Source organism: Paenarthrobacter nitroguajacolicus, from assembly GCF_051027655.1.
Lineage (GTDB): Bacteria > Actinomycetota > Actinomycetes > Actinomycetales > Micrococcaceae > Arthrobacter > Arthrobacter nitroguajacolicus.
The window spans coordinates 2,555,054-2,574,223 of record NZ_CP073234.1 but is presented as its reverse complement, the minus strand read 5'-3'; the positions used below and the strand labels follow the sequence as shown (position 1 = coordinate 2,574,223).

The following is a 19,170-nucleotide window of genomic DNA, read 5'->3' as shown; positions in this document are numbered from 1 at the left end:
GGCAGGCGGGGGCTACTTAATCCAGCGCAGGTTGACCTTGTAACGGTGGGGTTGCCCGTGGTTTACGCGGATTCCCGCCGAGACGGAGAAGCACGTGAGGGCCACCCAGATGGCGGTGGCGATCACGGCAAAGATGTTGCCCACAACCGGCAGCAGCACCAGAATGTTGGCCAGCACTGCGGCGATGGTGGGAGGCAACGTGAAGTTCAGCGCCTCTTTGGATTCCTGCGCGGTGAACGGCCCGCGATCCCGGAAAATCAAGTAGATCAGAAGGGATGGCAGGCACCCCAGGATGCCGCCAAAGTGGGCCAAGGTAGCCCACTGCCTGTCTTCGCTGGCCGTCAACGGGAGTGCGTTGGCAGGCGCGCCATGGTACTGGGGCCGGCCTGCGGCGCTGCCCGGTTCTTCAGGAGCGTTATCTGCCACGGTGTCTTCCCTTTGCTGTAAAGATGCTGCGGTATTGCTGTCCCAGAATACCGGCCCCAAGGTACTTTCGGGGACCAACGCCCCGTTGACACGGTAGTTGCTGATAGCTCATGGACCGTGGCTCAGGGAACCGTCAGGAAATCGATGACTTCTTCAACGCGGCCCAGAAGAGATGCTTCAAGGTCGGCATAGGTGCGAACTGCCCCGAGTAGCCGCTGCCAGCCCAAGCCTATGTCCTCCGCGGTCTCGTGGGGCCAGCCGAAGGCCGTGAGGATTCCTGTCTTCCAATCGATCCCCCGGGGTACGGCAGGCCAAGCCTCGATGCCCAGGACCTTTGGCCGGATGGCCTGCCAGACGTCCACGTAGGGGTGGCCGACAATCAAAACGTTTCCTGCCGCTCCGGGTACCGTCATTGCCTCGGCTGCGATGCGCGACTCTTTGGACCCGGGGACAAGGTGGTCCACCAAGATGCCGAGTCGGCGACCCGGCCCGGGGTTGAAGGCAGCGATGGCCGACTTCAGGTCGTCTACGCCATGCAATGGCTCCACGACGATGCCTTCCACGCGGAGATCGTCACCCCAAACCTTCTCGACGAGCTCGGCGTCGTGTTTTCCTTCCACCCAGACGCGGCTCGCCTTGGCCACCTGGGCACGTTGGCCCTGTACCCTCACGGATCCGGAGGCTGTCCGGGTGGAAGGGGCGGCAGAGGCGGCAGGGCGGGCAGCAGGAGGCATCAGCCGGATTGCCTGCCCTTCCAGAAGGAACCCGAATCCCAACTGGAACGACTTGGTCTTTCCGCGCCTGTCTTCAAGGGAGACAACGTGCATTCCGCCTGATTTCTCAACACGGGTGACTTCGCCCACCCAGCCCGACTGCACGTCTTCGAGGACCATTCCCCGCTGTACGGCCACTTCCGGCAGCTGTTTTTTGCCAGGAGCGGACAGATCCTGCGGGCCCCAATTGTCGAAAGCCAAGGGATTCCTACCTTTTGTGCTGGTTTTTGGCGCGGGCCGAAGGCGGCCGCGCGAGGTTTCAATGCTAGCAACGGGGTGGCTCATACTAGACTTGTTAGCACTTGGGCATGTTGAGTGCTAAGTGTGGTGGTCCGATTGAGATCCCGCGTTGACCGGTCGTAGGGACCAAGGCAGTCGTCAGGAGGTGGAGCAATGAGTGAGCCGCGCAAGCTTGAGGTGCTGCGTGCCATCGTTGAGGATTACGTGCATTCCAGGGAGCCTGTTGGATCAAAGGCCCTCGTGGAACGGCACCATCTTGGCGTTTCCAGTGCCACCATCAGGAACGACATGGCTGTCTTGGAAGAGGAAGGCCTCATCGCGGCACCCCACACCAGCGCAGGCCGAATCCCAACAGACAAGGGCTACCGCTTATTCGTTGACCGAATTTCCCAGGTCAAGCCGCTTTCGGCCGCCGAGCGCAGGGCCATCCACTCGTTGCTTGAGGGCCCGGATGATGTTGATGACATCCTGGAGCGCACAGTGAGGCTTCTGTCGCAGCTGACCAACCAGGTGGCCGTGGTGCAGTATCCCCATTCCAATCGCGCGCTGGTCCGGCACGTGGAATTCGTCCTGTTGGCCCCAAAGCAGGTGCTTGTGGTCCTCATTGCGGATACGGGCAGCGTTGGGCAGAAGGTCATCGACGCCGGCTCTGACGTGAGCAACGAGGCGCTGATGCTCCTGAGGTCCCGCTTCCTCGGCAGCATCGCAGCCACCCAGATGGCTCTTTTGCCGCAGGTGCTGCCATCGGTAGTCGCCCTGTGCCCGCCGGAGCTCCGCAGCCTGGCGCAGACGTTGGCTCAGGGGCTGCAATCACTCAGTGACACCAGCCGCGAAGAGCGCATCCTGATGGCAGGAACGGCCAACCTGGCCCGCTCCAATGTGGATTTCCCATTGAGCATCGGTCCCGTGCTGGAGGCACTCGAGGAACAGGTTGTCATGCTTCGGTTGTTGTCTGACATGGGGGATGATCCCCGGGGCGTAACCGTGAGCATTGGACGCGAAAATCCGTACGACGGCTTGGCTGAGGCGTCCGTCGTGGCTACCGGCTATGGCTCCGGGGCCAAGGTGGGGATTCTCGGTCCGACACGCATGGACTACCCCACCACCATGGCAGCAGTACGCGCCGTGGCCCGTTACCTTTCCCGCATTCTCGGCGGCTGAAAACCGGTCCGAGGAAACATCCGCAGTACAACAAGGAAGAGATACCGACTTTGAGCAGCCACTATGACGTTTTGGGAGTCTCGCCGGAAGCCACCGGGGAAGAGATCAAAAAGGCGTACCGCAAGTTGGCGCGGAAACTGCACCCCGACGTAAACCCCGGTGAAGATGTCGCGGAACAGTTCAAGGCCGTGACCCACGCTTACGAAGTGTTGTCCGACCCCCAGAAGCGCCGGGTCTACGATGCCACCGGCAATGAGAACGGCACCGACAACGGTTTCGGTGGCGGCTACTCCGGCCAGGGTTTCGCGTTCCAGGACATCTTCGACACCTTCTTTGGGGGCGGTGGCGGCCACGGTGGACCAGCCTCGCGTGTCCGTCGCGGCCAGGACGCACTCATCAGCGTCCGCATCGACCTGAAGGACGCCGTGTTCGGCGTCAACAAGAAGCTTGAAGTGGACACTGCCGTGGTTTGCCCCACCTGTGACGGCAGCTGCTGCCGCCCGGGCACCCACCCGGAACGCTGCGACATTTGCGGTGGTAGCGGCCAGGTACAGCGGGCTGTCCGCTCCATTCTCGGTCAGGTCATGACCACCGCGCCTTGTGGTTCCTGCGAAGGCTTCGGCACGGTCATCAAGGACCCCTGCAACGAGTGCAACGGACAGGGCCGAATCCGCAGCCGCCGTTCCCTCACCATCAAGGTACCGGCAGGCGTCGCAACCGGGACGCGCATCCAGTTGTCCGGGCAGGGCGAAGCAGGTCCCGCAGGTGGTCCTGCCGGTGATCTCTATGTAGAAATTCGGGTCAACAACGATTCCATGTTCATGCGTGAAGGCGACGACCTTCATGCCACACTGAGCGTCCCCATGACGGCGGCGGCACTTGGCACCGAGCTGCAGCTGGACACCTTCGACGGCGCACAGGATATCGACGTGAAGGCAGGCACGCAGTCGGGCGAAATCATTACCCTCCGCGGCATGGGCGTCACGCACCTCCGTGGTTACGGACGAGGCGACCTCAAGGTTCACCTGCACGTAGAGACGCCAAGCAAGCTCGACCCAGCCCAGGAAGAACTCTTGCAGCAGCTCGCCAAGCTGCGCAATGAGCAGTTCACCGAAGGAAAGCTTGTGGCAAGCGGGGGCATGTTCGCGAAGCTGCGGGACAAGCTCGGTAACCTGTAGCGGTGAGCAACCCCGTTTTCTTCACAGCCGCGGGCAGCCTCGGCCAGGTGATCCCCGGTTCCACATTCGTGCTCGAGGGTCCCGAGGCCCGGCATGCTGTAACGGTCAAACGCCTGGCCGCGGGCGAGCCCGTTGATATAGCGGATGGTTCAGGTGCGCGGCTGATAGGCACGGTGGTGGACGCCGGATCCAGCAGTTTGACCGTGAAGGCGTCTGAGGTGCTTTTCGAGGAGCAGCCGGGAGTCCGGTTGGTGCTGGTTCAGGCCCTGGCTAAAGGTGACCGCGATGAACTTGCCATCGAGACGGCCACGGAACTAGGAATTGATGCTGTCATTCCATGGCAGTCTGAGCGCGCAATCGTGCGTTGGAAGGGCGAAAGGGCTGCCAAAGCCCACGCGAAGTGGCAGTCGGTGGTCACTGCGGCCGCCAAGCAGGCGCGGCGAGCCTGGATTCCTGAGGTCCGGTCCATCGTGGATACCGCCAATTTGGCGAAGGCGGTCGAGGCCGCTGACTTGGCCATCATCCTGCATGAAGACGCCAAGAATCCCTTGCGGACTGTCCTCGAAGAGTCGGCTGCGTTGCTCAGTGACGCTGCGGGGTCACCGCGGGAGGTTCTTTTGATCGTTGGACCGGAGGGCGGAATCTCACCGCGTGAAGTAACACGGCTCAGCGACGCAGGCGCCGTAACGGCCCTGTTGGGTCATCATGTCTTGCGGTCGTCGACGGCGGGACCCGCCGCCGTCGTTCTTGCCAGTGACGTTCTGGGCCGCTGGTAAGCAGCCTCGCAGGCTATCCAGCCCCGCACGCTATCCGACGTTGAACAGGCGGGTATCGGTGCTCGTTTCGATGGTGGCGCCGGCTTCATCGACTTGTGAAACCCGCAACTCATACTTTCCGGTCTTCAACGTGGCGCTGAAGGTAAATAGTCCGTACTGACCTGGTTCACCGGTCGCCTTGGTTTGACCGGTGAGCAGGCCGGTCTTTTCGCCCTTGCCGTTCTCTTGGAGGATCTGCCAGCTGACGGGCCTGGAGCTGTCGGTGCTGCGGCCGTTGAACTTGACGACGCCTGCCGGCAAGGACGTTTCTTCCTGCGGATCGATAATCCAGAGCGGCGCGACCAGGGAGGCATTCCGTTCCATGGGTTGGCCGAGCTGTACCTGCCCGAACGCCATGTAGTCCTTGTGTCCATCAACCAAAATGACAACCTGGATTTGCTGGCCTGAGTTTATGAGTCCGGAGGACGAAGCTGCTGCTGTAGCCGTGTAGACCAATTGCTGGACGGCGCGATGGGCCATTCCGGCGTCGAGGTTTGAGTTGAAGGCGTCCCGCGAAATATCAACGGTGATCACATTCTTGCCCGAGATGGACGTAGCAAGACTCTCGGGGTCCTGCCACGGCGTGAAGAAGTCGTGGTCCAAGGGTTTTTCGGCCATCATGATCCGCAGCGCTGTGGTCACAGGATTTTCGTCGCTCGAAATGTCCCTGAACTCGCGGTAGAGGTAAACCTCCTCCTTGCTGCGTCCGATCCAGTACACCGGGATTTTGGTGGAAGCCTGCGTGGTCTCCAGCGGGGCGTGGCTGGCAGGGGCGTCCTGGACGGTGACTGGTGGCGAACTAACGCTTGCTTGGCTACTGCCGCCGTTGGCGATGCAACCGGTCAGCAAAAGGACAGCAAACATCGCTGGCACGGCGATGACGGACCTCGTCCGACTGCGCGAGCCATTCCCGATGATTGCTGGCTTCGTGATGGGCTTCCTGCCTTAACGTGTCTCTCTTGGCGGCCGCAGCCACCCGGGCCGGACCGCGGGGTGCTGATCCCACCCGCTATGCCAGCTTGGCACATCGTCGACGGCGGTCGGTCGGGTTCGGGCTGTCAGGCGCCAACTGAAACATGATTGATACCGGCTTGATGCAGAGTTGAGACAATATGTCTGACGTAACAACCGGTCCCTGATGTTGCCGTTGGTTGAGGTTCAACGCGGGCCGGGCTGGCGTAGGATTGAAGACAATCCGGCATCCGGGCGGTCGCCTTTAAGTGGCCACGAATGTCGAATCGATGGCGTTAATACGACCAACCGGAGGAGAAAAGGCCCTAAGGCCAGCACTATGAGTGAATCTTTGAACGGGCGGCTCAGGACCGGAAACGGCAACCAGCCGCCCACCGAGTTCCCGCACACACTACCGGGTACGCGCACGGAAGTTGTCACGTTCGACAACTCCGACCAAATGGTTCACTCGTTGGGCAGCCACGACGAAGCCTTGCGATACATCGAGGAACAGTTCCAGGACGTTAATTTCCACGTCCGTGGCAACGAACTTTCCATGACCGGGCCTTCCACAGTCATTCCACGCATCATGCGTCTCTTGGAGGAAGTCCGGGGGCTCGTGGCGAAGGGGACGGTGGTCACTCCGGACATCCTGCAGCAACTCGTGTCCCTGCTGAGGACGCAGTCCGTGCAGAATCCGGCGGATGTCCTGACGCACAACATCCTGTCCAGCAGGGGTAAGACCATACGGCCGAAGACGCTGAACCAGAAAAACTATGTGGACGCCATTGACGACAACACCGTGATTTTTGGAATTGGCCCGGCTGGTACTGGAAAGACCTACCTGGCAATGGCCAAAGCAGTGCAGGCCTTGCAGACGAAGGAAGTCAGCCGGATCATCCTGACCCGGCCCGCGGTGGAAGCGGGGGAGAGGCTGGGCTTCCTCCCCGGCACGCTGAGCGACAAGATCGACCCCTATCTTCGCCCGCTGTATGACGCTTTGCACGACATGATGGATCCTGAATCCATCCCGCGTTTGATGGCTGCGGGGACCATCGAGGTCGCTCCTTTGGCCTACATGCGTGGACGGACACTGAACGACGCCTTCATCATCCTCGACGAAGCGCAGAACACCACTCCGGAGCAGATGAAGATGTTCCTGACCCGCCTCGGTTTCGGATCGAAAATGGTGGTCACGGGCGATGTCACCCAGATTGACCTGCCTTCCGGTTCAACATCGGGCCTGCGGATCGTCAGGGAGATCCTGAAGGGGATTGACGACGTCAATTTCTCCATTCTGGAGGCTGCTGACGTCGTGCGGCACCGCTTGGTTGCCGACATCGTCTCCGCCTACAGCACCTGGGACGACGCACACCGCACAGACGCCACAGGCGCACAGTACCAACGTGGAGAACGTAAATGAGCATTGAAGTAAACAACGAGTCCGGTGTAGCGGTGGACGAAGCGCAACTGGTGACGTTGTCCCGCTTCATCTTTGAGCGTCTGTACATCCATCCCCAGGCCGAACTGTCCATTCTCCTTGTCGATGAACCGGCCATGGAAAAGCTGCACATCGAACTTATGGACGAGCCCGGAGCTACGGACGTGTTGTCCGTACCCATGGACGAATTGACGCCGGGCACTCCGGACAAGCCCACGCCGCAGGGCATGCTGGGTGATATCGCCATCTGCCCGCAGGTTGCCGAGGTTCAGGCGCGCAACGCCGGGCATGCCACGCAGGATGAGATGCTTCTCCTGACCACCCATGGCATCCTCCACCTGCTTGGATTTGACCATGCGGAGCCGGAGGAAAAGGAAGAGATGTTCGGCTTGCAGCGGGAACTGCTGTCTGAATTCCTGGGCAAGGATGCCCCCATGGAGACCATGCAGTGACCTCGATCATCCTGGTCGGCATGGCGCTGGTTTTCCTCAGCTTCGTTGCACTGCTGACCGCAGCCGAGGCTGCGTTCAACTTCCTGCCCCGGCATGAGGCCGAGCAATCAATAGTGCGCAGCAAGGGCAAAGCACTGGGGGGCATTCTCAAGAACCCGATCGCACATATGCGGGCGCTGCGCTTTTGGCGCGTGTGGTTCGAAATGGCGGCAGCAGTTGCCGTCGCCGTGGTCCTGCACAGTTTGCTGGACAACGTATGGCTCGCCGGGCTCGCAGCTACGGGCATCATGGCGGTGATTGGCTTCGTACTTGTGGGTGTTTCGCCCAGGCAGTTGGGCAGGGCCCACTCCGGACCCGTCGTTCGTTTCACTGCTCCGCTGATCAGGTTCCTGTGCTGGATATTGGGACCAATCCCCGGCTGGTTGGTTGCCCTGGGGCAGGCAGTTGCACCTGGCGCCCCGAGCGGGGACGACGCGTTCGTCAGCGAAGAAGAGTTCCGTGAGTTCGTGGATCGTGCCGCGGAGTCGGACATGATTGAAGACAATGAGGCTGAACTCATCCATTCAGTCTTCGATTTCGGTGACACTTTGGTGCGTTCCGTGATGGTGCCCCGTACGGACATTGTCAGCATTGGTACGGGCTCGGACCTCGAAACTGCAATTGGCCTTTTCCTGCGTTCTGGTTATTCAAGAATCCCGGTCATCGGTGAGAACACGGATCAGATCCGTGGAATTCTATACCTCAAGGACGTGGCTGCAGCCATGCATCGCAGCGAACCGGGAATGCAAGCCCATGACGTTGACTCACTTGCAAGGGATGTTCGTTATGTCCCGGAATCCAAGCCAGTGAGCGACCTCCTGAGGGAACTCCAAAAGGAGTCCACACACGTAGCGATCGTGATCGACGAGTACGGCGGCACCGCTGGACTGGTCACCCTTGAGGACCTCATTGAGGAAATCGTGGGCGAGATTGTGGATGAATACGACGCCGCAGCCGAGGAGGCGGTCGACCTCGGCGATGGCACGTACCGCGTGAGTGCCCGCATGAGCATCGATGACCTGGGCGAGTTGTTCGATATCGACCTCGACGACGACGAAGTGGATACCGTAGGTGGCCTCCTCGCGAAAGCCCTTGGTCAGGTTCCCATTGTTGGGAGCTCCGTTGAAGTGAACGGTATTTCACTTCGGGCAGATAGGCTGGAGGGTCGCCGAAACAGGGTCAGCCACATCATTGCGGCAGCCATGCCAAAGGAAGACACTGACTTTGAAGACCTACTCGATGACGCCGACTCAACGCAACAGGGAGTTCCACGTGAGCAAGCAAAATAAGAAATTCGATGCCGATGCCGATTTCGGTGGCTTCCACGCTGGCTTCTCGGTGCTTGTCGGCCGACCCAACGCGGGAAAGTCGACTCTGACCAATGCCTTGGTTGGCCAGAAGGTTGCCATCACCTCGGCCAAGCCGCAGACTACACGGCACACCATTCGAGGTATCGTTCACCGCGATGATGCGCAACTTATCCTCGTGGACACGCCGGGCCTTCACCGCCCACGGACCCTCCTGGGGAAGCGTCTTAACGAACTGGTGGCAGACACCCTGGCGGAAGTCGATGCCATTGGTTTCTGCCTTCCCGCGAACGAAAAGATCGGCCCCGGCGACAAATACATCGCAGCCCAATTGGCCGCCGTCGGACGCAAGCCGATCGTGGCGCTGGTGACTAAAACGGACCTTGTGGACCGTCAGGCGTTGACGGAGCAACTGCTCGCAGTCGCCGCACTGGGACGCGACGTTCTTGGTGAGCAGGGCTGGGCTGACATTGTGCCTGTTTCTGCTGCCGATGGTTTCCAGGTCTCAACAGTGGCGGATGTGCTGATCAGCCACATGCCGTCGTCGCCGCCGCTTTACCCTGATGGCGAGCTGACTGACGAGCCCGAGGCCGTCATGATCGCTGAGCTTATCCGCGAAGCGGCCCTCGAGGGAGTCCGTGATGAACTTCCGCACTCACTGGCAGTGGTGGTGGAGGAAATCGTTCCCCGCGAAGGCCGGACCGAGGACAACCCGCTGTTGGATGTTCGAGTGAATCTTTATGTCGAGCGGCCTTCGCAGAAGGCCATCATTATCGGCAAGGGCGGAAGCCGGTTGCGCGAGGTGGGAACCAACGCCCGCAAGGGGATTGAAACGCTGCTCGGAACCCGGATTTACCTTGATCTCCACGTAAAAGTAGCTAAAGACTGGCAGCGCGATCCCAAGCAACTGGTCAAACTCGGGTTCTAAATTGGCACCACTGGATCCGGCGTGGCTTCGGGCGCGATAAGGAACTTCCCAGAAACGGCAACTATGATTGCGGGGATCCAGCTGTTTGATGAAAGGTAAACCAAATAGTGCGACGTCGTGACGCCCGCCCGCAGGGCACCGGCACCGCTGTCCCCGGTGGGGCACGCCATGGAGAGGATACCGACGGTACCCCTCGCCACATGAAGGCGCCCAAAGGCCTGCCGCTTTGGTTGAAAATTGTTACCGGCGTGGTCTCCGTTGCGCTGGTTGCAGGCGTTGCCTTTGCCGCTTTTTGGTTTATCCGGTTGCAGACCAACATCACCAAGGCCCCCTTGAGTGCCGGCGAGACACGCAATGCCGGTGATCCGCTGGTCGATGACAAGACGGATCGCCTGCAGATCCTGATTCTTGGCTCCGATACCCGTGATGGAAAGAACGCCGAATACGGCAGCACTGAAGACTCCACCGGTTATGGCCACTCCGATGTGATGATGCTCTTGGATATCTCCGCGGACAACAAACGGGTTAACGTCCTGAGTTTCCCGCGAGACTTGTTGGTGGACGTTCCGCAGTGCACGGACCGTACCAATAACCAGACGTTCCCTGCCCGCAGTGGGGTGATGATCAACGAGGCCATGGCTGAGGCTGGGATCGGCTGCGCTGTGGATACCGTCAACCAGTTGACCGGCTTGGAAATCGACCACTTCATGATGGCTGATTTCAACGCCGTCAAGGAGCTTTCCCACGCGGTGGGCGGCGTCAACGTTTGCGTCAGTGATCCGGTCTTTGATCCGGATTCCCGGCTCCGCCTGGCCAAGGGCGATTCCCTGGTGGAAGGCGAACAGGCTTTGGCATTCCTCCGAACCAGGCATGCTTTCGGTGACGGAGGCGACCTCGGTCGCATCAAGGGCCAGCAGGCCTTCCTCTCTTCCCTCACCCGGAAGCTCAAGGACGAGGGAACTTTGGGCAACCCGCAGCGGCTGTTGCAGATCGCGGATGTGGTCACGCAGAATCTGACAGTGGACGAGGGCCTCGCGTCAGTTCCGTCACTGTTGACCATTGGTGGGCGGCTCAAGGACATTGATGTTTCCAAGGTGGCGTTCGTGGCGGTGCCCACGCAGCAGGCGGCGGTCGACCTTAACCGGTTGGAGCTCGTGGAGCCTCAGTCATCACAGCTGTTCGCCGCACTTCGTGCCGACCTGGACCTCACAACACCCGGTGCGACGTCCACTCCGGCACCTAGCGAAAGCCCGGCTCCTCAGCCAACGGCCACCACGCCTGCCGCACCGGCGTATGACAAAGCGATCCAACCGGTGGCCGTTGCCAACGGCAGCGGCGTCGCTTCACGGGCACAGGAGCTCATGGCCGTGCTCACGGGGAACGGATTTGCCCAGACGGTGTCCTACCTGGCTAATCCTGTGGATCAAACTGTGCTTTACTACGGACCGGGTTTTGCGGATGTGGCCGCCGACGTGGCCACCCTGTTCGGCATCCCGGCCGCCCAAGTCCAGGAAGCCCCGGGTGTAGCGGGCGTGCAGCTGTACGTTGGCACGGACTTCGGCACCGGAACTGCGTACGGTGCAGCCTCAGTACCATCAGATGTTGTCAACCAGACGGCCAGCGACGCCGTTTGCCAACAGGTGAATCCCCTCTACATCGACCAGTAAGAGATTCCCTGCTTTAGCCGAACACAACAACGGCCGACCAGTTCTTCAACTGGCCGGCCGTTGAGCTTCCGGGCACTACCAGATGCTGACGCGTTCCCCGGGTTCCATCCACATGCCATCGGCTTCCGTCACGTCGAAGGCTTCGTGGAAGGCATCGAGGTTGCGGGCTATGGCGTTGGTGCGGAACTCGTTGGGGGAGTGGGGGTCCGTAGCCAGTCTCCGGATCGCTTCTTCGGTGCGGATCACCTGGCGCCAACCGGCAGCCCACGACATGAAGAACCGCTGGAAGCCCGTGAAGCCGTCCAGGACTTCAGGCTCGGCTCCGTTCAGGCTCAGGAGATAGGCCTTGTAGGCAATAGTGAGGCCTCCGAGGTCGCCTATGTTCTCGCCCAGAGTCAGCTTGCCGTTGACCTTATGGTCGGGCGCAGCGTAGGGGGACAGAGCGTCGTACTGGGCAACCAATTTCGCCGTCAGGGCTTCGAAGGCTGTACGGTCGTCTTCAGTCCACCAATTGCGGAGTGCGCCGCTGCCATCGAATTGGGACCCTTGGTCGTCGAAACCATGGCCGATTTCATGACCGATCACCGCGCCGATTCCGCCGTAGTTCACAGCGTCATCCGCATCTGCGTTAAAGAAGGGTGGCTGAAGGATAGCCGCGGGAAAAACGATCTCGTTGAGCATCGGATGGTAGTAGGCATTGACGGTCTGCGGCGTCATGAGCCATTTCGTCAGATCAACCGGCTTACCGATCTCGTCCAGGTGCCGGTCAACATCCGCGTCATGGGCGCGCTCCACGTTGCCGAGGAGATCCGTCGGATCGATTTCCACGGCGGAGTAATCGATCCATTTGTCCGGGAAACCGATCTTTGGACGGAACGCGTCCAGCTTCTTCAGTGCCTCTTTCTTGGTCTCCTCGCCCATCCATCCGAGGGAAGAAATACTCTCCCGATAAGCTTCGATCAGGTTTGAGACCAGAGTCTCCATCCTTGCTTTGTGTCCGGCAGGGAAGTGCCGGTCAACGTAGATCTGGCCGACTGCCTCGCCGAGGGCCGCTTCAACAACGGCCACTCCCCGCTTCCACCGTTCCCTGTTCTGCGGCGTACCGCTGAGCGTGGTGCCGTAGAAGTCGAAGTTCGTGGAAACGAACGCGGACGAAAGATAGGGCGCAGCCGAACTGAGAACCCGGAGGGTCAGCCACTCCTTCCAGGTTTCCAGGGGCTGGGATTCCAGCAAAGCTGCCGCGCCAGCAAAGAAGTCCGGCGTGCTCACCACGATTTCACGTCGCTTGGCTGGTTCCACCCTTGCCGCCTGGAACCAGGTGTCGAGCAGGGGGAACAGTTCCACGGCTTCAGCCGCGGTCTTGAGGTTGTAGGTCTTCTGGGGATCCCGCAGGGTGACATTGTCCCAGTGGTGGGATGCCAGAGCGGTTTCGAGTGCGACGATGCGGTGGGAGGCAGCCTGTGCGTCGGGGATGCCTGCGAGGTTGAACAGCTTGGCAATGTAGTCGCCATAGGCCGCGACGATGGCCGCGAACTTTTCTTCGCGGTAGTATGACTCGTCCGGCAGTCCCAGGCCCCCTTGTCCGATATAAAGGAGAATGCGATCCGGGTTGCCAGCGTCCGGTGCGGGGTAGATCGAAAAGAGCCCGGAGACGTCCGAGCGGAACAATCGTCCGATCAGGGCAGCCAGTTCCGCTGGGGAGCCCACCTCGCGAACCTCATCAAGACGGCCTCGCACGGGCTCCATCCCTTTCGCCTCCGCTGCTTCTTCGTCCATGAAGCTCGCGTAGACTCCGCCAACTTTCTGTTCGACGCCGGTGGCTGACCCGCCTTTGGCGGCCGCCTCTTCGATAATCGCTTTCACGGCCAGCTCCGCGCCATCGCGCAAAGCCGTGAAAGTACCTTCAAGCGGCCTGTCGTCCGGAATCGTTGTGCTGTTGAGCCACGCACCATTGACGTGCTGATAGAGGTCGTCCTGGGGCCGGACGCTGTGATCGATGTTGGAAAGAGAGATCCCCGACTGTGGCACTGTGGCTCCTTGTGTGGACGCTGCAGTCGGCGTTTCCACCGTCGCGGCGTCTGCATAGTGGACGTTGCATGAGGTGTTGCACTGTCATCATACGCATCGTGTTAGTGTGAATTTGTGCGTACGGCGATGCTTCTTCTTAGCTGCCGCGGCGGGGCCTGAAAGCTATCTGAAGCTGGGCCATCCTCGCCGCGGAGTTCCGTTGTGTCCGGCTAAGCTTTCATTTAGTTCTTAGAGAAAAGGCCACACGTCATGCGTAATGCACAAAAGCCCTCCGGTATGCCGATTCACCGCTACCTGCCGTTCCAGGACCAGATCAGCGTCGAGGTTCCGGACCGCACCTGGCCGGACAAGGTCATCACCAAGGCTCCGCGTTGGTGCGCAGTTGACCTGCGCGATGGCAATCAGGCACTGATCGACCCCATGAGCCCGGCACGCAAGCTGAAGATGTTCCAGCTGCTCGTGAAGATGGGCTACAAGGAAATCGAGGTTGGTTTCCCCTCAGCGTCGCAGACTGACTTCGACTTTGTTCGCCAGCTCATCGAGGGCGGTCATATTCCGGACGACGTCAGCATCCAGGTTCTGACGCAGGCGCGTGAACACTTGATTGAACGCACCTACGAATCCCTGGTCGGCGCCAAGCAGGCTATCGTCCACCTGTACAACTCCACGTCCGTATTGCAGCGTCGCGTTGTATTCAACCAGGACGAAGACGGCATTCTGGATATTGCGCTGCAGGGTGCGCGTCTGTGCAAGAAGTATGAAGAGACCCTGACGGACACGCACATCACGTATGAGTACTCACCGGAGTCATTCACGGGAACCGAACTCGAGTATGCCGCCCGCGTGTGCAACGCCATTGCTGATGTCTTTGAGGCATCTGCCGACAAGCAGGTCATCATCAACCTGCCGGCCACGGTGGAAATGGCAACCCCCAACGTTTATGCAGACTCCATCGAGTGGATGCACAGGAACCTTCACCCCCGCGAGGGAATCATCATCTCCCTCCACCCGCACAACGACCGCGGCACCGGCGTAGCTGCAGCTGAGCTGGGTTACCTGGCAGGCGCCGACCGCATTGAAGGTTGCTTGTTCGGCAACGGCGAACGTACCGGCAACGTCGACTTGGTGACGCTGGGGCTCAACATGTTCGTGCAGGGTGTAGACCCCATGATTGATTTCTCAGATATCGATGAGATACGCCGCACTGTGGAGTACTGCAACCAGTTGCCGGTCCCGGAGCGTTCGCCCTACGGTGGCGACCTCGTCTTTACGGCCTTCTCCGGTTCGCACCAGGATGCCATCAAGAAGGGCTTTGAGGCGCTCGAGAAGGACGCTGCTGCTGCCGGGAAGTCGGTTGACGACTTCACCTGGCAGGTTCCCTACCTGCCCATCGACCCCAAGGACCTCGGTCGCAGCTATGAAGCTGTTATCCGGGTTAACTCGCAGTCCGGCAAGGGCGGCGTGGCCTACCTGCTGAAGAACGAGCACAACCTGGATTTGCCCCGCCGGGCACAGATCGAGTTCTCCGGAGTCATCCAGCGTCGTACCGATGCCGTGGGCGGCGAGGTCAGCGGTGCCCAGCTGTGGCAGATCTTCCAGGATGAGTACTTGCCCTCCGAAGAAGAGCAGGCTCAGTGGGGTCGCTATGGACTGGGTAGCGTGAGCACCGAGACGGATGAATCGGGCGCCATGACCATGAACGCAAACCTGCGGATCGACGGCGTCGAAGTCCGCCGCACCGGCCATGGCAATGGTCCCATTGCAGCCCTGTTGGACATACTCCACCACGATGGCGTTGACGTGCGGGTGCTCGATTACAGCGAGCACGCCCTGTCCGAAGGCGGCAGTGCCAGTGCTGCGGCATACGTTGAATGTGCTGTCGGAGAACGCGTTTTGTGGGGTGTCGGAATTGACCCCAGCACCACCACGTCCTCCCTCAAGGCATTGATCTCGGCAGTGAACCGGGCCGTCCGGGACGCCCAGGCCTAAGCCCACCGTGTGGTGACGGGAAATACCGTCACCACACGGTCCGGCGAACACTGCCGGACCAGGCATAGTGGGAAGATTAGTTGTGGCCAATCCGTCGTTTGCAGCGCGGTCCTATCGGGACGATGCCGTGGTGCTTCGTACCCACAAGCTGGGCGAGGCGGATCGAATCATCACTCTGCTGACCAAACACCATGGTCAGGTTCGTGCCGTTGCCAAGGGTGTTCGCAGGACCAGTAGCCGTTTCGGGGCGCGGCTGGAGCCCTTCATGGTGGCGGACCTGCAACTGGTCTCGGGCCGGACCTTGGACATTGTGACCCAGGCCGTGGCGAAGGGTGCGTACGGAAGTAGTATCGCGGCCGACTATGGGCGGTTCACTGTGGCTGCAGCCATGACGGAGACTGCCGAGAAGCTCACGGATGCTGATACCGAATCAGGGACCGCCCAATATAATCTGCTGGTTGGTGCGCTGGCTGCCTTGAGCCGTTCGGACCATCCACCCGAGCTTATTCTTGATTCTTATCTTTTGCGGGCGCTGGCCACCGGTGGGTGGGCACCAAGCTTCACTGATTGTGCACGATGTGGCCGTCCCGGTCCTCATACAGCGTTTGCCGCCCCCGTTGGCGGCATGGTGTGCGGCGACTGCAGGCCCCCGGGCTCTCCGGCTCCGGCGCCGGAGACAGTACTGTTGCTGGGCGCCTTACTAACTGGCAATTGGAGCGTCGCTGATGCTTCGGATCCGCGGCACAGGCGGGAGGCTGCCGGCTTGGTTGCCAGTTACCTCCAGTGGCATCTTGAACGAGCCCTGAAATCACTCAAACACGTGGAGCGAAGCTGACAGTGGTACTTGGAAAGAAGAGTAAATCAACAGCGGCGAGGACTGCCCCGGTGATTGCCCCTTATGGACACCCTTCCGGAGCTCTGCCGCCGAGTATTCCGAGTGAGCTCATTCCGCAGCACGTGGCCATAGTCATGGACGGCAACGGGCGTTGGGCTAATCAGCGGGGCCTCCCTCGGATAGAGGGACACAAGGCCGGCGAGCCTGCGCTCTTGGACGTCATGGCAGGAGCGATCGAACTCGGGATCAAGTACGTCAGTGTGTATGCGTTCTCCACCGAGAACTGGCGCCGATCACCGGAGGAAGTTCGATTCCTCATGGGATTTAACAAGGATGTACTACGCCGCCAACGCAACCAACTCGATGAGTGGGGTGTCCGCATCCGTTGGGCTGGCCGCAGGCCCCGCCTGTGGGGATCGGTCATCAAGGAGCTGGAAGAGGCAGAGGACTACACCCGAGCCAATGACACCTGCACGCTGACCATGTGTGTTAATTACGGTGGGCGTGCAGAAATTGCCGACGCCGTTTCCGCAATCGCGCACGACGTCGCCGCTGGCCGGTTGAAGCCGGGGTCGGTGTCGGAGAAGACCATTCAAAAGTACTTGGACGAACCGGACCTTCCCGATGTGGATCTCTTCCTGCGCAGTTCGGGGGAGCAGAGGCTATCCAATTTCCTTCTTTGGCAGTCGGCTTATGCGGAGTTCGTCTTTATGGATACGTTGTGGCCGGATGTGGATCGGCGGACCCTTTGGGACGCCGTCGAAATTTATGCCAAACGCGACCGCCGCTACGGAGGGGCCGTGGACGCGGCGCCCGCTGTCAAGTAGCACATACACGTTAACTCAGTACGGGTAGGCCCCCAGCCACACGGCAACGTCACGGTATGCCTGTTGGCGGACTGTGCGCCTTGACAGAAACACGTCGTGCAGGGCGCCGGGATAGCGGAAAACAGCGGTCCTCCGGGCAAGACCAAGCGCCCGCCGCGACGTTTCTTCAACATCGATGACGGCATCGGCACGCATGAGGTCGGGAGTCCATTCGGCCTGGATCCTGGTCCTCCCGGACAAAAGCACAAGCACCGGGGCGTCTATGTTGAGCTTGCGCCCTACCGCGGCGTGGCCCGCTAGAACTGCTTTTGTCCATCCGGCCCGGATAGGAAACGAAGCCCGCGGACGCCACACCGGATCCAGCATCCACTCGCCATGTGCCTCGTTGCTGACACTTTCCCAATATGCGGGCATTTCCGGGAACCTGAAAGGACGTTTTGGATCGGTCCGGGCAAAGGGTTCCACCAGATGCATGGCGATACTTCGGACCAGGCTGCTTCCCTGCAGTTCCAGCCATGGAGAATTCAGTACCAACGTTCCCACTCGGCCGGGATTACGATCGGCCCAAAGGGCCGCGATCAAGCCGCCCAAGGAGTGGGCGAGCAGGTGGATAGTGGGCGGCGTCGCGTTATTTGTCCTTGTGGCTACGTCCCGTTCGATCTCACGTAAGGCTGCGGCGAGGTCTTCGTCGTATACGCCAAGATCGGATGTGTAGCCGGGTGTCTGTCCCGGTAGCAGGCTGCGGCCGAATTTCCGGAGGTCCAGGGCATAGAAGTGAAATCCTGACGCCGTGAGGTACTCGGCCAGCTCCGTCTGTAGAAAGTAGTCCGCCCATCCGTGCAGGTAGAGGACCACCTTCGGGGCTCCGCCGGGATCAGATGGGGCGGGGCGTCGTTTGCGCTTGGTAAAGGAAGCCAGGAAATCAAGCACGCCTTGCTGGGACGGATGGGCCACGGGCGGTGCATGCCTGATGAGGGTCGCCTTTACTGGCCCCTCCTCGTCGGCTTTCAAGGGCAAATCCATGCGCTCGTAGCCTTGGCCGAGGACGTCGGGCTGCCATAGTGAAACCGACTCCTCTGTGGTGGTCATGCGTCCCCCTCCCGCCGACGATCCGGCTCGTTGTTGTCCATAAATCCTTTGACCCACCGGGCAAGTCGTGAATAAGCGTCCTTCCTTACTGCCGGCGCTGAAAGGAAGACGTCATGGAGGGCTCCGTCGATGCGTTCCAAGGTAACTGTCCGGCCTAAGGCCATCGCGCGCAGTGCAATGACACTAACGTCCAGGACGGCGTCCGATCGGCGCATCGATTCCTGCCACACCATGCCATTGGCGCTGGTGGTGGACGTCAGCACAAGGACAGGCATCTCCAGCTTCAAGCCGCGGGCAACTTGCGAATGGCCTGCGAAGACAGCGCTCAACCAACCTGCCCGGACAGGGAAAGCGAGCGGAGGCCTGTAGTTCTCATCCAGGGTCCATTCCCCTTCAGCAGTGCTGCTGATGCTCCGGAAGTAGAAGCCCCGCTCCGGCAACCTCAAAACCATCTCCGGGCGGATCCTTGCGATCGGGGACACCATGGCGTTCGCTGCGCGCCGCACCAATGAACTACCGTGCATCTCCAGCCATGGACTGTCGAGAATCAGGTATTGGATGTCGTCCGGGTGGCGGCTGGCCCAAAGCGCCGCAACCAGTCCTCCGGTTGAATGGCCCATCAGCGTCAGGCTTCCAGTTGAGGAGGCAGTGTGGTCGTGGCGAATGATTTCGATGGCCTTCTCAATTTCGCCATCGTAGTCGGCCAAGTCGGCCACGTAGCCGCCGGGCATATCGGCCTGTAGGCTCCGGCCGTGGTTGTGCATGTCCAGGGCGTAGAAGTCGTAGCCTTGCTGTGCCCAGAAGCGGGCCAGCTCGGTGTTGAAAAAGTAATCGCTCCAACCGTGCAGGAAAAGTACGGCACCGTAGCGCTTCGGCGCTGAGTAGGCGTCGCTGTCAGCTTGGTCTTTGGACTCGACCCTGTGCCGAATCAAGGTGGCGCGCCGGAACACGCCATCCGGCCCTGGGGCGTCAACCCTGCAGGATTGGAAGTCGGTTCCCAGGATGTCAGCCGTCCACTCCATGG

At 60.5% G+C, this 19,170-nt stretch carries 17 protein-coding genes; 11 read left to right on the top strand and 6 right to left on the bottom strand.

The window, feature by feature from the left end; genetic code table 11:
- Window positions 1-12: 12 nt before the first annotated feature.
- Together KCX59_RS12230 and KCX59_RS12225 are read right to left on the bottom strand one after the other, a co-directional pair.
- Window positions 13-426: a DUF4870 domain-containing protein gene (locus tag KCX59_RS12230; protein WP_026005318.1), complete on the bottom strand. Its 414-nt coding sequence runs from the start codon at window positions 424-426 to the stop codon at window positions 13-15.
- Between the two features lie 122 nt (window positions 427-548).
- Window positions 549-1,400 carry a DUF3097 domain-containing protein gene (locus KCX59_RS12225; protein ID WP_091467742.1) on the bottom strand — a complete coding sequence of 284 codons (852 nt, stop codon included), beginning with the start codon at window positions 1,398-1,400 and terminating at the stop codon, window positions 549-551.
- A 192-nt stretch (window positions 1,401-1,592) separates the two neighbouring features.
- Here KCX59_RS12225 and hrcA point away from each other — a divergent pair, with 192 nt between their 5' ends.
- Genes hrcA through KCX59_RS12210 form a run of 3 tightly spaced genes read left to right on the top strand, consistent with a single transcriptional unit; the run spans window position 1,593 to window position 4,554 of the window.
- The gene (gene hrcA, locus KCX59_RS12220) at window positions 1,593-2,600 is read left to right on the top strand and encodes a heat-inducible transcriptional repressor HrcA (RefSeq protein WP_091467740.1); all 1,008 of its coding nucleotides are present in this window, start codon (window positions 1,593-1,595) and stop codon (window positions 2,598-2,600) included.
- Between the two features lie 50 nt (window positions 2,601-2,650).
- Window positions 2,651-3,778: a molecular chaperone DnaJ gene (gene dnaJ / locus KCX59_RS12215; protein ID WP_179016562.1), complete on the top strand. Its 1,128-nt coding sequence runs from the start codon at window positions 2,651-2,653 to the stop codon at window positions 3,776-3,778.
- Between the two features lie 2 nt (window positions 3,779-3,780).
- Complete coding sequence (locus KCX59_RS12210) at window positions 3,781-4,554, top strand: 16S rRNA (uracil(1498)-N(3))-methyltransferase (protein ID WP_178992659.1); 774 nt, start codon at window positions 3,781-3,783, stop codon at window positions 4,552-4,554.
- A 30-nt stretch (window positions 4,555-4,584) separates the two neighbouring features.
- Here the strand turns inward: KCX59_RS12210 and KCX59_RS12205 are convergent, their stop codons facing one another.
- Window positions 4,585-5,457, bottom strand: coding sequence for a GerMN domain-containing protein (locus tag KCX59_RS12205; RefSeq protein ID WP_179016636.1), 873 nt, complete (start codon window positions 5,455-5,457; stop codon window positions 4,585-4,587).
- A gap of 427 nt (window positions 5,458-5,884) precedes the next feature.
- On the opposite strand from KCX59_RS12205, the gene KCX59_RS12200 reads away from it, so the two are divergent.
- The 5 genes from KCX59_RS12200 to KCX59_RS12180 all read left to right on the top strand — a co-directional run bounded on the left by KCX59_RS12200 (window position 5,885) and on the right by KCX59_RS12180 (window position 11,378).
- The gene (locus KCX59_RS12200; protein WP_178992660.1) at window positions 5,885-6,967 is read left to right on the top strand and encodes a PhoH family protein; all 1,083 of its coding nucleotides are present in this window, start codon (window positions 5,885-5,887) and stop codon (window positions 6,965-6,967) included.
- The gene (gene ybeY / locus KCX59_RS12195; protein WP_017197588.1) at window positions 6,964-7,437 is read left to right on the top strand and encodes an rRNA maturation RNase YbeY; all 474 of its coding nucleotides are present in this window, start codon (window positions 6,964-6,966) and stop codon (window positions 7,435-7,437) included. The genes KCX59_RS12200 and ybeY overlap by 4 nt, the downstream gene beginning before the upstream one ends.
- Complete coding sequence (locus KCX59_RS12190) at window positions 7,434-8,765, top strand: hemolysin family protein (RefSeq protein ID WP_179016563.1); 1,332 nt, start codon at window positions 7,434-7,436, stop codon at window positions 8,763-8,765. Before ybeY ends, KCX59_RS12190 begins: the two co-directional genes overlap by 4 nt.
- The gene (era, locus tag KCX59_RS12185) at window positions 8,749-9,711 is read left to right on the top strand and encodes a GTPase Era (protein WP_017197589.1); all 963 of its coding nucleotides are present in this window, start codon (window positions 8,749-8,751) and stop codon (window positions 9,709-9,711) included. The genes KCX59_RS12190 and era overlap by 17 nt, the downstream gene beginning before the upstream one ends.
- A 107-nt stretch (window positions 9,712-9,818) precedes the next feature.
- A complete protein-coding gene (locus KCX59_RS12180) occupies window positions 9,819-11,378 on the top strand; it encodes an LCP family protein (protein ID WP_179016564.1) in 1,560 nt (519 codons plus the stop codon).
- 75 nt (window positions 11,379-11,453) lie between these two features.
- Here KCX59_RS12180 and KCX59_RS12175 read toward each other — a convergent pair whose 3' ends face one another.
- Window positions 11,454-13,406, bottom strand: coding sequence for a M13 family metallopeptidase (locus tag KCX59_RS12175; RefSeq protein WP_179016565.1), 1,953 nt, complete (start codon window positions 13,404-13,406; stop codon window positions 11,454-11,456).
- 249 nt (window positions 13,407-13,655) lie between these two features.
- Between KCX59_RS12175 and leuA the strand changes: the two genes are divergently transcribed.
- The 3 genes from leuA (at window position 13,656) to KCX59_RS12160 (ending at window position 17,057) form a co-directional block, all read left to right on the top strand.
- Entirely contained in the window at window positions 13,656-15,395 is a 1,740-nt protein-coding gene (gene leuA, locus KCX59_RS12170) for a 2-isopropylmalate synthase (RefSeq protein WP_091467727.1), read from the top strand.
- Window positions 15,396-15,477: 82 nt separating this feature from the next.
- Window positions 15,478-16,230: a DNA repair protein RecO gene (gene recO, locus KCX59_RS12165; RefSeq protein WP_091467725.1), complete on the top strand. Its 753-nt coding sequence runs from the start codon at window positions 15,478-15,480 to the stop codon at window positions 16,228-16,230.
- A gap of 2 nt (window positions 16,231-16,232) precedes the next feature.
- Complete coding sequence (locus KCX59_RS12160) at window positions 16,233-17,057, top strand: isoprenyl transferase (protein ID WP_178992663.1); 825 nt, start codon at window positions 16,233-16,235, stop codon at window positions 17,055-17,057.
- Between the two features lie 15 nt (window positions 17,058-17,072).
- On the opposite strand, the gene KCX59_RS12155 is transcribed toward KCX59_RS12160, so the two are convergent.
- A complete protein-coding gene (locus tag KCX59_RS12155) occupies window positions 17,073-18,146 on the bottom strand; it encodes an alpha/beta hydrolase (RefSeq protein WP_179016566.1) in 1,074 nt (357 codons plus the stop codon).
- On the bottom strand, window positions 18,143-19,168 hold the full coding sequence (locus tag KCX59_RS12150) for an alpha/beta hydrolase (protein ID WP_178992665.1): 1,026 nt from the start codon (window positions 19,166-19,168) through the stop codon (window positions 18,143-18,145). The genes KCX59_RS12155 and KCX59_RS12150 overlap by 4 nt, the downstream gene beginning before the upstream one ends.
- Window positions 19,169-19,170 lie beyond the last annotated feature (2 nt).

Excerpts from the sequence above, each read along its gene's own strand:
- leuA (WP_091467727.1), top strand. The coding sequence starts at position 13,656 with ATGCGTAATGCACAAAAGCCCTCCGGTATGCCGATTCACCGCTACCTG.
- KCX59_RS12155 (WP_179016566.1), bottom strand. The coding sequence starts at position 18,146 with ATGACCACCACAGAGGAGTCGGTTTCACTATGGCAGCCCGACGTCCTC.
- hrcA (WP_091467740.1), top strand. The coding sequence starts at position 1,593 with ATGAGTGAGCCGCGCAAGCTTGAGGTGCTGCGTGCCATCGTTGAGGAT.
- KCX59_RS12150 (WP_178992665.1), bottom strand. The coding sequence starts at position 19,168 with ATGGAGTGGACGGCTGACATCCTGGGAACCGACTTCCAATCCTGCAGG.
- KCX59_RS12205 (WP_179016636.1), bottom strand. The coding sequence starts at position 5,457 with ATGTTTGCTGTCCTTTTGCTGACCGGTTGCATCGCCAACGGCGGCAGT.
- KCX59_RS12200 (WP_178992660.1), top strand. The coding sequence starts at position 5,885 with ATGAGTGAATCTTTGAACGGGCGGCTCAGGACCGGAAACGGCAACCAG.
- ybeY (WP_017197588.1), top strand. The coding sequence starts at position 6,964 with ATGAGCATTGAAGTAAACAACGAGTCCGGTGTAGCGGTGGACGAAGCG.